Source organism: Pantoea sp. X-Soil-TKNS-1279 (assembly GCF_059730565.1).
This window is the reverse complement of sequence record NZ_AP035948.1, coordinates 1,754,170-1,768,561: the sequence shown is the minus strand read 5'-3', so window position 1 is coordinate 1,768,561 and position 14,392 is coordinate 1,754,170. Positions and strand designations below refer to the sequence as shown.

The window sequence follows — 14,392 nt, the reverse complement described above, 5'->3', positions numbered from 1 at the left end:
TAGCACCGCTTCCCGCTCTACTTTCTAACCAATCCGAGCCAGCTGTCCGGAAGGATGAGGGATGTACACCACATTTGTCTCAGGGAGTACCTGCAATGCGCTCACGTAAGATTGGTTTGGGCCACTATCTGGCATATGGCTCCGGGGATTTCCTCGGCGCAGGCACCACGGCGCTGACTGCCGCCTGGCTGCTGTATTTCTACACCACGTTTTGTGGACTGACCCCTATCGAAGCCACCTTTATCTTTGCTGCCGCGCGCGTGCTGGATGCGCTGGTCAGTCCGTTAATGGGTTTTCTCACCGATAACTTCGGCTCCACCTGGCTGGGTAAACGCTTTGGTCGCCGCAAGTTCTTTATCATGCTCGGTATCCCCTGCGTCTTCAGCTATAGCCTGATGTGGATCGCCGACATGAGTTTCTGGTGGTATCTGCTGACCTATTTGCTGTTCGATATCGTCTACACCATGATTCTGGTGCCCTACGAAACGCTGGTGCCGGAGATGACCGATGATTTCAAACAGAAAACTCGCTTCTCGGGTGCACGCATCGCCCTGGCGCAGCTGTCGGCGATTTTGGCGGCGTTTCTGCCGGGTATCCTGATTGGCTGGTTCGGCAAAGAAAATCCGCTGTCGTTCTTCTATGCCAGCCTGGTGTTCGCGGTGATTTGCGCCCTGGTGCTGACGCTGGTGTGGCGCTTTACCTGGGAGCGCCACCCGAATGATTTTTCAGCGGAATCCCTGCGTGCCGAGCAGGAGAAATCCGGCCTGTCGCTGTGGCAAAGCCTGAAACGCCTCTACATCGAACTCGGTTCAACGCTGCGCATTCGTATCTTCCGTCAGCATCTCGGTATGTATCTCGGTGGCTACATCGCGCAGGACGTGTTTAACGCGGTCTTCACCTGGTACGTGGTATTCGTGTTAATGCAAAGCGCGCAGATTGCTTCCAGCCTGATGGGCACCATGGCGGTGCTGCAATTTATCGCGGTGATGGCGATGATCCCACTGTGCATCCGCCTGGGACCGGCACCGGCGTATCGTCTGGTGGTGATACTGTTCGGCCTGAGCGCCCTCTCCTATGCAGGCCTGTGGTACACCGGCATGAATAACAACATGGCGCTGCTGGTGCTGATTTCCGCCCTGGCCGGACTGGGACGGGGTGGCATCAACTATGTGCCCTGGAATACCTACACCTATATCGCCGATGTGGATGAGGTGGTCACCGGTCAGCGCCGTGAAGGGATCTTTGCCGGCATTATGACGCTGACCCGCAAAGCCTCACAGGCCGGAGCCGTCATGCTGGTTGGCATCGTGTTGCAACTGGCGGGATTTGTTTCCGGGCATACCACGCAGGTGCCGGCGGTAAGCCACACCATTCTCGCGATCCTCAGTATCGGCACCGTCTGCGTACTGACCTGCGGTTTTCTGGTGTCACTGCGCTTTAAACTCAATCTGCATACCCACACCGTGTTGCGTGAAGAGACGCTGAAGATGCGTGATGCCGGGCGTCCGGTGCCGGAGCGTATCACCCCGGAAGCACGCGAGATTGTCGAAACGCTGGCGGGGATGCCCTACGAACATTTATGGGGTAACAACAACGTTGGCTACCTCAATCGCCTTAAGCCCGCGGCACCGCCTTTACCGCGAAAAGCCAGCGCGCTACATCCTCTCCCTGCCCCTTCAAAACGATAGGAATAGATCATGACCGTATTTCCGGTAAAACATAGCGACCTGTTACGTCAGCCCGAATATCTGCTGCCGCGTAAGGAATTGGTGCAGCTGATCCATCAGTTAACGCAAAATCTGGTCAATATCCGCGACGAAAGCGGCGAATTTCTGCTGCGCCTCGATGATGGCCGCGTAATTGATACCAAAGGCTGGGCAGGTTGGGAGTGGACGCACGGTATCGGGCTGTATGGCATGTTGCATTTTTATCAGCAGACAGGCGACCAGGCCACGTTGCAGATCATCGATGACTGGTTCAGCACTCGCCTGGCAGAAGGCACCCCCACCAAAAACGTCAACACTGTCTGTCCGTTTTTGACGCTGGCATACCGCTATGAAGAGACGCGCAATGCAGCCTGGCGACCGGTACTGGAGCGCTGGGCGGAATGGGTAATGTATGAGATGCCACGTACCGAAAACGGTGGATTGCAGCACATCGTCTATAACAACGAAAATACCCAGCAGTTGTGGGACGATACCCTGATGATGAGCGTGATGGCGCTGGCGAAGATTGGTCAGTTGCTGGAACGGCCGGAATTTGTTGAAGAAGCGAGTTTCCAGTTTCTTCTCCATACCCAATACCTGATGGATCGTCAGACCGGTTTATGGTTCCACGGCTGGAATTTCGCCGGCCGCCACAACTTTGCCGCCGCGCGCTGGGCGCGCGGCAACAGTTGGGTCACCATTGTCATCCCGGATTTCCTCGAACTGATGAACTGGCCGGAGCAGCACGCCACGCGTCGTTTCCTGCTTCAGGTGCTGGAAAGCCAGGTCAAAGCGCTGGCCGACTGCCAGCACAGCAGCGGCCTGTGGCATACCCTCTTGGACGATCCACACAGTTACCCTGAAGCCTCCGCCACTGCCGGTTTTGCCTATGGCATCCTGAAAGCGGTGCGCAAACGCTATCTGTCACGCGACTATTTGCCTGTCGCGGAAAAGGCGTTACGTGGCGTGATTGCCAATATTGATGACGATGGCGAGCTGAAGCAGGTGTCGTTTGGTACGGCGATGGGTAACGATTTGGACTATTACCGTCAGGTGCCCCTGACGTCGATGCCTTATGGTCAGGCGATGGCGCTGCTGTGCCTGACAGAGTATTTACGGGTGTATTTATAACAAAACGGCCCCCAAATTGGGGGCCGTTGTTTATCACTCGTCGGAGTGATTACATATTACGGATATAGTCATCCATTTCAGTTTTCAGGTTATCGGACTTGGTGCCGAAAATCGCCTGAACACCGGAACCTGCCACCACCACGCCACGCGCGCCGAGGCTTTTCAGTTCAGTCTGGTCAACTTTGCCCACATCAGCCACGCTGACGCGCAGACGGGTAATACAGGCATCAAGGTTAGTGATGTTCTCTTTACCACCGAATGCAGTAACCAATTTACCCGCCATTTCGCTACCGGTCGCGCTGCTCTGCTCAACGGCGTTATCTTCACGACCCGGCGTTTTCAGGTTCAGCTTGGCAATCAGCACGCGGAATACGGTGTAGTAGATCAGACCGTAGATGATACCGACAATCGGGAACAGCCAGATTTTGCTGCTGTTGCCGCTCAGCACGATAAAGTCGATCAGACCGTGTGAGAAGCTGGTGCCATCACGCATACCGAGCAGAATACAGATCGGGAATGCCAGACCAGCCAGAATGGCGTGAATCACATACAGGATCGGTGCCACGAACATAAAGGAGAACTCGATCGGCTCGGTGATACCGGTCAGGAACGAGGTCAGCGCAGCGGAGATCATGATACCGCCCACTTTGGCGCGGTTTTCTGGTTTAGCTGAATGCCAGATAGCGATAGCAGCGGCTGGCAGACCATACATTTTGAACAGGAAGCCGCCAGACAGTTTGCCCGCAGTCGGATCACCGGCCATATAGCGCGGAATGTCACCGTGGAACACCTGGCCTGCCGCGTTGGTGAATTCACCAATCTGCATCTGGAAAGGTACGTTCCAGATATGGTGCAGACCAAACGGCACCAGCGCACGTTCAACCACGCCATAGATACCGAAAGCAACCACCGGGTTCTGATAAGCCGCCCATTGCGAGAAGTCCTGAATCGCGGTACCCACCGGTGGCCAGATGAAGGACAGCAGCACACCCAGTACGATAGCCGCCAGGCCAGAGATAATCGGCACAAAGCGTTTACCGGCAAAGAAGCCAAGGTATTCCGGCAGCTTGATACGGTAGAAGCGGTTAAACATATACGCCGCGATCGCACCGGCGATAATCCCGCCGAGTACGCCGGTATCGGCCAGATGTTTCGCCTCGATTTCAGCCGCAGGCAGATGCAGCACCAACGGGGCCACCACTGCCATGGTTTTCACCATAATGCCGTAAGCCACCACCGCCGCCAGCGCAGAGACGCCGTCGTTGTTGGTAAAGCCGAGCGCCACACCGATGGCAAAAATCAGCGGCATGTTGGCAAACACCGAACCGCCAGCCTCGGCCATCACATGCGATACCACCGCAGGTAACCAGCTGAAGTTGGCAGAACCAACACCTAATAAAATACCGGCGATCGGCAAGACCGACACCGGTAACATCAGCGATTTACCTACCTTTTGCAGGTTCGCAAATGCGTTCTTGAACATAGCGTGAAGCTCCTGAGTATGAGTGCATTTCGCGCAGTGCGCGTGGCAGAGGGGGGAGGACCCTTTACCGGGATGACGCTGAGCGTCTTTTGATTTATTACGAAGAGTAAAATAAATAGAATTTTCTTACTTTGACGGCTATCACGTTTCGCTCATGCCACTGTCCGGCTTTCAGGTAATTCTGACTGACTTGCTGCTATTTACGACAATAAATGACTGGCTGTGCCCTTTCAGGCAAAGCCAGTCTGATGAATTTCTGATTAATTACAGAGTTTGAAATAAAGTGTCTTAACCGCCCAAGCGGCTCATCGGGACATGAAACAGGCGGGAGAAATTCTCGGTAGTTGCAGCTGCCAGCGTTTCAATATCGACGCCCTTCAGTACCGCCATATAATCAGCGACATCGCGGGTAAACGCCGGTTGGTTCTCTTTGCCACGATGCGGCACCGGAGCCAGATAAGGTGAATCGGTTTCGACCAGCATCCGGTCGAGCGGCACATAACGCGCCGCATCGCGGATCTGCTCGGCGTTACGGAACGTCAAAATTCCGGAAAAGGAGATATAGAAGCCCATATCCAGCAGTTTCTCTGCCGTTTCCCGATCTTCGGTGAAACAGTGCAACACGCCGCCGCACTTCTCCACCTGTTCCTCGCGCAGGATTGCCAGCGTGTCTTCACGCGCGTCGCGGGTATGCACGATAATCGGCTTGTTCAGCGCGATCCCGGTACGGATATGCTCACGGAATGAAGCCTGCTGCTGCGCTTTGGTTTCCTGCTGATAGAAATAATCGAGGCCGGTTTCACCCAACGCGATCACCTGATCTTCCGCCGCCAGACGACGAAACTCTTCAACATCGTACGGCGTTTCCTGATTAAGCGGATGCACCCCGCAGGCCAGCGCAATGTTGTCGCGCTCACCCACCAGCGCTTTCAGGGTGTGGTAATCCGGTAAGGTGGTGGCAATTGCCAGCATAAATTTCACATCGCGTGCCGCTGCTTTGGCGATCACATCATCCAGGTCACGATGCTGCTTTTCATAATCCAGGCCATCGAGATGGCAGTGGGAATCAACAATAAACATACTTCTCTCTTTTTACCGTTATCCGAAGGTGGCCGGGCTGAGCAGACGACTCCAGCTCAACAGGCGATCGGTCAACATTAATTCACGATTGAGCGCCGCCACCTGTTGCAGTTGCTCGCGGCACTGCATCCACAATTGCACGCTGGCATTCAGGGCGTTGCTGTTTAATTGCTGCGCCAGTAACGTCACTACATCGGGGCGATCACCATTGCTCAGCCAGCGACTCGCGCCTTGTTGCACCTTCATCGCATCGACCAGCAACGAGAGGAACCAGGCGAGACGGTCAGCAACGTCATCGCTATTCAGGCATGGCAACAGTTGCAGGATGTCCTGCTGCAACGCACCCGCCAGCGCATTACACAACGTCTCGCGGGTCTGCCAGCGCTCAGGTTGCAACAAGGTCAACGCCGCCGCAGGCGCACCGTTACTTAAACGCAACGCCGCACGCAACGTCTCTTCCGGCTGCGAAATCTGCTTTTGCAGCCATTGCAGGCTGTGGATTTCATCGGGTGGCGACAGATGCCAGGTCATACAACGGCTACGCAGCGTGGCAAGCAGACGCGAGGGTTCGCGGGTACTGAGGAAAAACCAGGTATTAGCGGGTGGCTCCTCCAGGGTCTTCAACAAGGCATTGGCCGCCGCTTCGGTCAACTGCGCCGCATCCGGCAACCACACCACTTTGGCCCCACCCTGCTGGGCAAAATGGTAGAGTTTTTCCGTCACATCACGCACTGCATCAATCCCCAACGAGGATTTGCCTTTCTCGGCTTCAAGTCGATACCAATCCGGGTGCGTCTGCGCCTGCATCAACTGACAGCCGTGGCAGTGTCCACAACTCTTCAACCCTTCCGGTTGCTGGCACATCAGCCAGCGGCTGACACCCCATACCAGAGCATCATCACCCATCCCTTCAATCGCCTGAATCAGCAGCGCATGGTGCGCCTGGCCGCTCTGATGCCGGGTAATGATGCGCCGATAGGGTTGATTCAGCCACGGATACCAGTTCATGCCGTCTGACCCACCAGCCAGCGCTGCACCGCCGCTTTGATTGACGCGGTCACCTGCGGCAATGTTTGAGTGGCATCGATGGTGATAATGGTTGGATCCTCGGCCGCCAGAGCCAGATAACGCTCGCGGGTACGCTCAAAAAAGCGTAGCGATTCCTGTTCAATCCGGTCTAGTTCACCGCGCGCACGCGCACGCTGCAAACCAATTTCCGGTGTGACGTCGAGGTACAGCGTGCAGTCCGGGCGAAACTCGCCCAGCACCGCATCACGCAGCGTCGTCATCAATTGCGTGTCGAGGCCGCGTCCACCGCCCTGATAGGCTTGCGACGAGAGATCATGACGGTCACCGATCACCCAGGCACCCCGTGCCAGAGCTGGCTTAATCACGTTTTCCACCAGTTGCACGCGTGCCGCATACAACATCAACAATTCGGCTTTGTCCGTCACCTGCTCGCCATCAATGCCCTGCTTAACCAGCACGCGCAACTGCTCTGCCAGCGGCGTGCCGCCCGGCTCACGGGTAAACACCAGATCATCAATGCCCTGCTCACGCAGTACCTCGACCACCACATCACGCGCGGTGGTTTTGCCCGCCCCTTCCAGGCCTTCAATGACGATAAACTTACTTTTCATTTTTTTCCTTCATTGCCAGCCGATACGCCTGCACGGCTTTATTATGGCTGACCAGATTGGTGGTGAAGGTGTGACCACCTTTGCCATCCGCAACAAAATAGAGGTAATTGGTTTTTTCCGGGTGTGCTGCCGCTTCAAGTGAAGCCCGGCCCGGCATCGCAATCGGCCCCGGCGGCATACCGCTGATGGTATAGGTATTGTAATCGGTTGGCGTGTCGAGATCTTTACGCGTGATAGTACCGGTATAGTTATCACCCAGGCCATAAATCACCGTGGGATCGGTCTGCAACTTCATGCCAATCCGTAGACGGTTGATAAACACCGAGGCGACGCGTGCACGTTCTTCACTGACGCCGGTTTCTTTCTCGATGATCGAAGCCATCGTCACCAGATCCTGCTCCTTTTTATAGGGCAGATTATCCATGCGACCTTGCCAGATTTCATCCACCAGTTTGTTCATCCGCGCATGGGCGCGCTCCAGCAACGCGACGTCACTGGTGTTGGCGGTATACAGATAAGTATCGGGATAGAATCCGCCTTCAAGCTGGTTAGCATCGAGTTTCAGTGCCGCAGCCACCGTCGCGAACTGGTCATCTTTCAGGGTGTGCTTCAGATAAGGTGCGGCACGCAACTGCGCCAGCCACTCCTTGAGGCGAGAACCTTCCACAAAACGGACCGGGAACTGCGCTTCTTTACCGCTCGCCAGCAATTCCAGCAATTGACGGACGGTCATATTGCTTTCCAGTCGATAAGTCCCGGCCTTGAAACGCGCCAGTTCCGGCTCCAGCTTTAATAAGGGACCAAACCACAGGCTCGGCGCGATAACATGTTCGCTCTCCAGTTGCGCTTCCAGCGCCACCCGGCCAGTGCCCGCAGGCAGGGTGAAAATGGTTTCCTGGTGCAACGTCAAAGGTGTATCGGCGAAACGTTCAATCTGCCAATAGCTAAAGGCCGCAGCGAGGCCAATAATCACCGTGGCGCCGGCGATAATTTTTTTCATTCGAGTCATGATGCTTCCATTTTCTGGCAACTGGCGAGCAGTTGCTGGTACAGCGAACGTGCGCTAAACGTAATGTCGTCAATGCTACGCACGGGTAAAACTGGCATCAGGGCATTGCATATCACCACTTCATCTGCGGCGAGTAGCCTCTCCCGGCTGCCATCAATCAACTGACAATCCTGACCTGCGGCTGCCATCTGCGCCATCAGATAACGCCGCATAATCCCGGCAACGCCAGCCTGTTCAAGTCGCGGTGTGAAGACGGTGTCGCCCTCACGCCAGAATAAATTGGCCGCACAGCATTCCACCACCGTCCCCTCAGTGTCAAGCACCAGCGCCTCGTCGGCGTCGGTCTGGTCAAGATGATGGCGAATCAGCACTTGCTCCAGTCGGTTGAGGTGTTTGATCCCCGCCAACAGCGGGTTACGTCCCAGTCGTACCGGGCTGGTTACCAGACGTACGCCCTGCTGTTGTAGCGCCTGATAATGCTGCGGCCAGGGGGAAAGTGAGAGAATACGTGTTGGGGCGCTGCATCCTGCACGGCTATAACCGCGTCCACCTGCGCCTGGGGTCAATATGACTTTTAACACCGCCTGTTGTTGGTTGTGCGCAGCAACGCGCATTTCCGCTTCGAGTTGCTGCCAGTCAGGTTCAGCCATCAGCAACCGCTCACAACCCTGCTTCAGACGTTGCAAATGCGCCGCAAACAGTTGGATCTCGCCCTGTTGTACCGCCGCCGTGGTAAAACAGCCATCACCGAATTGCACCGCCCGATCGCGCGCGGTCAGTTGCGTCTGTTCTGCGCCATTTATCCACATCGTAACGACCCCAATCAATTGACCTTGCTTTGAATAGCATTGAAGGCCGTAAGATTCTATGCAACTGCGTGACAAAATATAAAAAAGGCCCGCATTGCGGGCCTCTGTCTGGAACGATGTGACTTACACTTTGCGGAAAATCAGTGAACCGTTGGTTCCACCGAAACCGAAGGAGTTACACAGCGTGTATTCCAGACCACTCACCTGACGCGCCGTGTGTGGCACGAAGTCCAGATCACAGCCTTCATCAGGGTTATCGAGGTTGATGGTCGGTGGAATTGCCTGATCGCGCAATGCCAGGATTGAGTAGATAGATTCTACCGCGCCCGCAGCACCCAACAGGTGGCCCGTCATCGATTTGGTTGAGCTGACCATCACAGAGCTGGCTGCCGCACCAAAGACCGATTTCACCGCCTGCGCTTCCGCTTTATCTCCGGCTGGCGTCGAGGTGCCATGCGCGTTGACGTAACCGATCTGTTCCGGATTCAACTGTGCATCACGCAGAGCGTTGACCATAGCCAGCGCCGCGCCTGCGCCATTTTCCGGCGGAGAGGTCATGTGGTAAGCATCGCTGCTCATGCCGAAACCGACAATTTCAGCATAAATCTTCGCACCGCGTTTCTTCGCGTGCTCGTACTCTTCCAGCACCACAATGCCTGCACCGTCACCCAGCACAAAACCATCACGATCTTTGTCCCACGGACGGCTTGCCGCCTGCGGATTATCGTTACGGGTGGAGAGCGCACGCGCCGCACCAAAGCCACCGACACCCAGAGGGGTACTGGCTTTTTCTGCACCACCGGCCAGCATGACATCAGCATCGTTGTAAGCAATGATGCGTGCCGCATGACCAATGTTATGTACACCCGAAGTACAGGCCGTGGCGATAGAGATGCTCGGACCTTTCAGGCCATACATAATCGTAAGATGACCCGCGACCATGTTTACAATGGTAGAAGGCACAAAGAACGGGCTGATTTTGCGGGGACCGCCATTAACCAGCGAGGAATGGTTTTCTTCAATCAAACCCAATCCGCCGATGCCGGAACCAATCGCCGCACCAAAACGACCAGCATTTTCTTCAGTTACGACCAGACCGGAGTCCTGCATAGCCTGTATGCCAGCAACGATGCCATATTGGATGAAATCATCCATCTTGCGCTGATCTTTGCGCGAGATGAATTCATCACAATCAAAATCTCTTACCAAACCTGCAAAACGTGTTGCATAGGCACTGGTATCAAAATGGTCGATCAGGGTAATGCCGCTCTGACCGGCAAGGAGAGCACTCCAGGTAGACTCTACGGTATTGCCGACAGGAGACAACATGCCAAGACCGGTCACAACTACACGACGCTTAGACACGTTCGTCCTCCAGGGAGGGATAAAAAAAAGCTATGTGGGACAAACTATAAAACTCAGGCGGTCGAGCGACCGCCTGAAGGATATTCATTAGCCTTGGTGGCTAGTGATGTAGTCGATCGCTGCCTGAACGGTAGTGATTTTCTCAGCTTCTTCGTCTGGAATCTCGGTATCGAACTCTTCTTCCAGAGCCATAACCAGTTCAACGGTGTCAAGAGAATCAGCACCCAGGTCGTCAACGAAAGACTTTTCATTAGTCACTTCTTCCGGTTTCACGCCCAACTGCTCGATGATGATCTTCTTAACTCTATCCTGAATGTCGCTCATGCTATTAAATTTCCTATCAAAACTCGCTTTCGCGATGGTTTTCGTAGTGTATAAAATGTTGAAAAAGATGCAACAAAATCCCGGCTGGTCGAACCACGATTTTACGCTATTCTGCGGTTTTTACCGCGAATAATGCAAATTATTTCGTGATTATCAGACCATGTACATACCGCCATTGACGTGTAGCGTCTCACCTGTGATATAGGCGGCTTCGTCAGAGGCTAAGAATGCAACAGCATTGGCGATTTCCTGCGGATCACCTAAGCGACCTGCTGGAACTTCCGCCAGAATGCCCGAGCGCTGATCTTCGTTCAGTGCACGCGTCATGTCCGTTTCAATAAAGCCCGGAGCCACGACGTTTACGGTAATGCCACGGGACGCGACTTCTCGCGCCAGTGATTTGCTAAAGCCAATCAAACCTGCTTTTGCTGCTGCATAGTTTGCCTGGCCCGCGTTACCCATGGTTCCAACTACAGAACCGATGGTAATGATACGGCCCACACGTTTCTTCATCATGGCACGCATAACCGCCTTCGAGAGACGGAAAACTGACGTCAGGTTGGTATCGAGGATATCCGCCCATTCATCGTCTTTCATGCGCATCAGTAAATTATCACGCGTAATGCCTGCATTATTGACTAAAATGTCCACTTCGCCAAATTCTGCGCGCACTTTCTCGAGCACACTCTCAATGGAAGCAGGATCGGTCACGTTCAACAGCAGACCTTTACCACTGTCGCCGAGGTAAGCACTGATTGCCTCCGCGCCGCTCTCGCTGGTGGCAGTTCCCACCACTTTGGCACCGCGTGCCGCCAGCGTTTCCGCAATGGCGCGACCAATACCGCGGCTCGCGCCGGTAACCAGCGCAACTTTACCTTCAAAGCCCATGATTTTCCTCTTATTCCTGGCTAAGCGCAGCAGTCAATGAAGCAGGATCGTTCACTGCGGCTGCGGTCAGGGTATCCACAATACGTTTAGTGAGACCGGTCAACACTTTACCCGGACCAATCTCCAGCAACTGAGTCACGCCTTGCGCGGCCATAAACTCAACCGCTTCTGTCCAGCGTACCGGACTGTACAATTGACGCACCAGCGCGCTACGAATCGCCTCGGCTGAGGTTTCACACTGCACATCAACGTTGTTAACCACCGGGACTGACGGGGTATTGAAGTTGATCGCTTCCAGTGCCACCGCCAGTTTCTCTGCCGCTGGCTTCATCAGCGCGCAGTGAGATGGTACGCTGACCGGTAACGGCAGCGCACGTTTCGCCCCTGCGGCTTTACAGGCTGCGCCTGCACGCTCAACGGCTTCTTTGTTACCCGCAATCACCACCTGGCCCGGCGAGTTAAAGTTAACCGGCGACACCACCTGGCCTTGCGCACTCTCTTCACAGGCTTTACGAATGGCGGCATCATCAAGACCGATAATCGCCTGCATCGCGCCAGTGCCTTCCGGCACCGCTTCCTGCATCAGTTTGCCACGCAGCTCAACCAGTTTGATGGCATCGGCAAAATTCAGTACGCCCGCACAGACCAGCGCTGAGTATTCACCCAGACTGTGGCCGGCCATGATGGCAGGCTGAGGCGCATTTTTGCTCTGCCAGACGCGATAAATCGCAACTGAAGCCGCCAGCAACGCGGGTTGTGTCTGCCAGGTTTTGTTCAGTTCCTCAGCAGGCCCCTGCTGAACCAACTGCCATAAGTCATAACCCAGTGCGTCTGAAGCTTCACGGAAAGTAGCCTCTACCTGCGGGTATTCAGTGGCCAGGTCAGCCAGCATGCCCACAGTCTGTGATCCCTGTCCGGGGAACACAAAAGCAAATTGCGTCATCATTCGTTCCTGTAATCAAAAGCGAACCAGCGCGGAACCCCAGGTGAAACCACCACCAAAGGCCTCCAGCAGAATCAGTTGTCCCGGTTTGATGCGACCATCACGTACCGCTTCATCCAGCGCACTGGGTACGGAAGCCGCAGAGGTGTTACCGTGACGATCCAGCGTCACCACCACTTTGTCCATGCCCATACCGAGCTTTTTCGCCGTGGCGCTGATAATGCGCAGGTTAGCCTGATGCGGCACCAGCCAATCGAGCATTTCGCGATCGAGATTGTTGGCCTGCAAGGTTTCATCCACAATATGCGCCAGTTCAGTGACCGCCACTTTGAAGACTTCGTTGCCTGCCATCGTCAGGTAAGCAGGTTGATCCTGCTGCTCGCGGTCCTGATATGGCAGCGTCAGCAGTTTACCGTAACGACCATCCGCATGCAGATGGGTAGAAAGAATGCCCGGTTCGCTGCTCTGGCCCAGAACCACCGCACCCGCGCCATCACCGAACAGAATAATGGTGCCACGATCGGCAGGATCGAGCGTACGTGCCAGTGCATCCGCACCGATCACCAGCGCATGTTTCACTGCGCCATTTTTGATGTACTGATCGGCTACGCTCAGGGCATAGGTAAAACCTGCGCACGCGGCTGCAAGGTCAAACGCCGCACAGTCGTTGATCTCCAGCATTTGCTGGATCATGCAGGCCGAGCTTGGGAATGCGTGGCTGGAAGAGGTGGTCGCCACAATAATCAGACCCACGTCACTCGCCGCAACGCCCGCCATTTCCAGCGCGCGCTGTGCTGCCGAAAAGCCCATGGTGGCGACAGTTTCATCCGGCGCAGCAATGCGGCGTTCACGGATGCCGGTACGGGTGACAATCCACTCGTCCGAAGTTTCCACCATTTTTTCCAGATCCGCGTTGGTACGTACCTGGCTGGGCAAATAACTGCCCGTACCGAGAATTTTGGTAAACATCTACGCTTTGTCACTCCTGGCTAATACAGTATCCAGGCGCGCAGCAATCCGTTCCGGGACTTGCCGCCGCACCGCCTGCTCTGCCTGTTCTATCGCTACGGCAAACGCACGTTGATTCGCCGCGCCGTGGCTCTTGATCACCGTTCCGCGCAATCCTAACAGACAAGCGCCATTATACTGGTCGGGGTTGAGGTGACCGAAACGCTTCGCCAGACGCTTTTGGATCCAGCGCCCCAGCCACTTCAGCCACCAGGCCCGTTTTTTTCCTTCCCCTGACGATTTAAGCAGCGAAAGAAACATTCTTACCACACCTTCCATCGTTTTCAGCGTGACGTTGCCAACAAAGCCATCGCAAACCAGCACATCCGTTTTGCCGGTGAGGAGATCATTCCCCTCAAGGTAACCAATATAGTTGATCTGCGGGGATTCCCGCAGCACCGCCGCTGCTGTGCGGATGGCTTCCAGACCTTTGGTCTCTTCCTGTCCGATATTGAGCAACGCAACGCGCGGCTGGTTAATGGCAAGCACTTCTTCGGCTACCACCGCACCCATCACCGCAAATTGCACCAACATTTCACTGTCGGACTCTACGTTGGCGCCCAAATCCAGCACCACCGTTTTGCCGTGCTGCTGATGTGGCAGAACGGTCATCAGCGCCGGGCGCTCAATGCCATCCAGCGGTTTGAGCAACAATTTGGCTAACCCCATCAGCGCGCCGGTGTTCCCCGCGCTGACACAGGCTTGTGCCTTACCCTCTTTCACCAGCTCCAACGCGATACGCATGGAACTGCCGCGACTGTTACGAATCGCCTGTGAGGGTCTGGCATCACTTGCAATAACCGATTCGGCAGGGATCACCTGCACACGCCCCGCTACAGAGGAATCCGCTTTGGCAAGTAATGTCATGATTGTGTCGGGATTACCGACCAGAAGGAGAACCAGGTGCGAATGAGAGGCCAGTGCCTGCAAGGCTGCAGGCACTGTCACGCAGGGACCGAAATCCCCGCCCATGGCATCTATCGCCAGGGTCAAACGTGTCAAAGTA

Annotated in this window: 14 protein-coding genes; 2 read left to right on the top strand and 12 right to left on the bottom strand. The window is 55.2% G+C overall.

Annotated elements, in window-relative coordinates:
- The first annotated feature begins 95 nt into the window (after positions 1–95).
- Both AC6I8N_RS08365 and bglB read left to right on the top strand, forming a co-directional pair.
- Positions 96–1,688, top strand: a complete 1,593-nt coding sequence (locus AC6I8N_RS08365; RefSeq protein ID WP_497830486.1) for an MFS transporter — start codon at positions 96–98, stop codon at positions 1,686–1,688.
- Between the two features lie 9 nt (positions 1,689–1,697).
- Positions 1,698–2,837 carry a beta-galactosidase BglB gene (gene bglB / locus AC6I8N_RS08360; RefSeq protein WP_497830485.1) on the top strand — a complete coding sequence of 380 codons (1,140 nt, stop codon included), beginning with the start codon at positions 1,698–1,700 and terminating at the stop codon, positions 2,835–2,837.
- A gap of 49 nt (positions 2,838–2,886) precedes the next feature.
- On the opposite strand, the gene ptsG is transcribed toward bglB, so the two are convergent.
- The 12 genes from ptsG to plsX form a co-directional block, all read right to left on the bottom strand.
- The gene (ptsG, locus tag AC6I8N_RS08355) at positions 2,887–4,320 is read right to left on the bottom strand and encodes a PTS glucose transporter subunit IIBC (protein WP_021185612.1); all 1,434 of its coding nucleotides are present in this window, start codon (positions 4,318–4,320) and stop codon (positions 2,887–2,889) included.
- Positions 4,321–4,608: 288 nt separating this feature from the next.
- Positions 4,609–5,400 (bottom strand): metal-dependent hydrolase, encoded by a 792-nt coding sequence (locus AC6I8N_RS08350; RefSeq protein ID WP_021185611.1) that lies wholly within the window; start codon positions 5,398–5,400, stop codon positions 4,609–4,611.
- A gap of 18 nt (positions 5,401–5,418) precedes the next feature.
- Entirely contained in the window at positions 5,419–6,408 is a 990-nt protein-coding gene (gene holB / locus AC6I8N_RS08345; protein ID WP_497830484.1) for a DNA polymerase III subunit delta', read from the bottom strand.
- Positions 6,405–7,040: a dTMP kinase gene (tmk, locus tag AC6I8N_RS08340; RefSeq protein ID WP_497830483.1), complete on the bottom strand. Its 636-nt coding sequence runs from the start codon at positions 7,038–7,040 to the stop codon at positions 6,405–6,407. The genes holB and tmk overlap by 4 nt, the downstream gene beginning before the upstream one ends.
- The gene (gene mltG, locus AC6I8N_RS08335) at positions 7,030–8,049 is read right to left on the bottom strand and encodes an endolytic transglycosylase MltG (RefSeq protein ID WP_208725249.1); all 1,020 of its coding nucleotides are present in this window, start codon (positions 8,047–8,049) and stop codon (positions 7,030–7,032) included. The genes tmk and mltG overlap by 11 nt, the downstream gene beginning before the upstream one ends.
- Positions 8,046–8,858, bottom strand: coding sequence for an aminodeoxychorismate lyase (gene pabC / locus AC6I8N_RS08330; protein WP_497830482.1), 813 nt, complete (start codon positions 8,856–8,858; stop codon positions 8,046–8,048). The genes mltG and pabC overlap by 4 nt, the downstream gene beginning before the upstream one ends.
- Positions 8,859–8,981: 123 nt before the next feature.
- Positions 8,982–10,223, bottom strand: coding sequence for a beta-ketoacyl-ACP synthase II (fabF, locus tag AC6I8N_RS08325; protein ID WP_497830481.1), 1,242 nt, complete (start codon positions 10,221–10,223; stop codon positions 8,982–8,984).
- An 87-nt stretch (positions 10,224–10,310) separates the two neighbouring features.
- Positions 10,311–10,547, bottom strand: a complete 237-nt coding sequence (gene acpP / locus AC6I8N_RS08320; RefSeq protein ID WP_208725246.1) for an acyl carrier protein — start codon at positions 10,545–10,547, stop codon at positions 10,311–10,313.
- Between the two features lie 153 nt (positions 10,548–10,700).
- Positions 10,701–11,435, bottom strand: coding sequence for a 3-oxoacyl-ACP reductase FabG (gene fabG, locus AC6I8N_RS08315; RefSeq protein WP_021185603.1), 735 nt, complete (start codon positions 11,433–11,435; stop codon positions 10,701–10,703).
- A gap of 10 nt (positions 11,436–11,445) precedes the next feature.
- Complete coding sequence (gene fabD / locus AC6I8N_RS08310) at positions 11,446–12,378, bottom strand: ACP S-malonyltransferase (RefSeq protein ID WP_415175162.1); 933 nt, start codon at positions 12,376–12,378, stop codon at positions 11,446–11,448.
- Positions 12,379–12,393: 15 nt separating this feature from the next.
- The gene (locus AC6I8N_RS08305; RefSeq protein WP_021185601.1) at positions 12,394–13,347 is read right to left on the bottom strand and encodes a beta-ketoacyl-ACP synthase III; all 954 of its coding nucleotides are present in this window, start codon (positions 13,345–13,347) and stop codon (positions 12,394–12,396) included.
- Positions 13,348–14,388: a phosphate acyltransferase PlsX gene (gene plsX, locus AC6I8N_RS08300; protein WP_497830480.1), complete on the bottom strand. Its 1,041-nt coding sequence runs from the start codon at positions 14,386–14,388 to the stop codon at positions 13,348–13,350.
- Between the last annotated feature and the right edge of the window lie 4 nt (positions 14,389–14,392).

Bases quoted from the DNA above. Each gene is read 5' to 3' on its own strand.
- tmk (WP_497830483.1), bottom strand. From the start codon at position 7,040: ATGAAAAGTAAGTTTATCGTCATTGAAGGCCTGGAAGGGGCGGGCAAA.
- holB (WP_497830484.1), bottom strand. From the start codon at position 6,408: ATGAACTGGTATCCGTGGCTGAATCAACCCTATCGGCGCATCATTACC.
- bglB (WP_497830485.1), top strand. From the start codon at position 1,698: ATGACCGTATTTCCGGTAAAACATAGCGACCTGTTACGTCAGCCCGAA.
- fabD (WP_415175162.1), bottom strand. From the start codon at position 12,378: ATGACGCAATTTGCTTTTGTGTTCCCCGGACAGGGATCACAGACTGTG.
- fabG (WP_021185603.1), bottom strand. From the start codon at position 11,435: ATGGGCTTTGAAGGTAAAGTTGCGCTGGTTACCGGCGCGAGCCGCGGT.
- acpP (WP_208725246.1), bottom strand. From the start codon at position 10,547: ATGAGCGACATTCAGGATAGAGTTAAGAAGATCATCATCGAGCAGTTG.
- mltG (WP_208725249.1), bottom strand. From the start codon at position 8,049: ATGACTCGAATGAAAAAAATTATCGCCGGCGCCACGGTGATTATTGGC.
- ptsG (WP_021185612.1), bottom strand. From the start codon at position 4,320: ATGTTCAAGAACGCATTTGCGAACCTGCAAAAGGTAGGTAAATCGCTG.
- AC6I8N_RS08305 (WP_021185601.1), bottom strand. From the start codon at position 13,347: ATGTTTACCAAAATTCTCGGTACGGGCAGTTATTTGCCCAGCCAGGTA.
- AC6I8N_RS08365 (WP_497830486.1), top strand. From the start codon at position 96: ATGCGCTCACGTAAGATTGGTTTGGGCCACTATCTGGCATATGGCTCC.
- AC6I8N_RS08350 (WP_021185611.1), bottom strand. From the start codon at position 5,400: ATGTTTATTGTTGATTCCCACTGCCATCTCGATGGCCTGGATTATGAA.
- pabC (WP_497830482.1), bottom strand. From the start codon at position 8,858: ATGTGGATAAATGGCGCAGAACAGACGCAACTGACCGCGCGCGATCGG.